Source organism: Pedococcus sp. P1_H8, assembly GCF_056405175.1.
Genome location: NZ_JBFUCP010000502.1, coordinates 1 through 353, shown reverse-complemented (window position 1 = coordinate 353; position 353 = coordinate 1). Strand labels below are relative to the sequence as shown.

Here is a 353-nt window from a genome sequence, read left to right as displayed (position 1 = left end):
CCCCAGCCTTCCAGCCGAGGAAGATGAACGAGAAGGATGGATCGGCTGCTGCGCTCGACGAGCGTGCCGATCGCGGACCGGCCTGTCCCGATGATCAGATCGCCCTCCCAGTGACCGGGGACCGCGCGATCAGCAGCTTCAGCCGGGCGTTGGGAGAGAACGACATCCGCGGTGACATGCCCTTGTGGCTTGTTCTGCGACCGTGCCCGAGGCTCCCGCAGCGCGCGGCCGGTACGCAGACAAGTCACCAGTTCGCGTTTGAGCGCGCCACGGCCCTCGATGAACAGCGACTGGTAGATCGCCTCGTGACTGATGCGCATGGACTCATCATCCGGGAAGTCGACCTTCAGTCG

At 64.9% G+C, this 353-nt stretch carries 1 protein-coding gene; it reads right to left on the bottom strand.

The annotated features are described in order from the left end of the window. The coding region (locus AC1DYG_RS21050; RefSeq protein ID WP_477641758.1) for a transposase at positions 1-353 on the bottom strand (353 nt) is incomplete at both ends.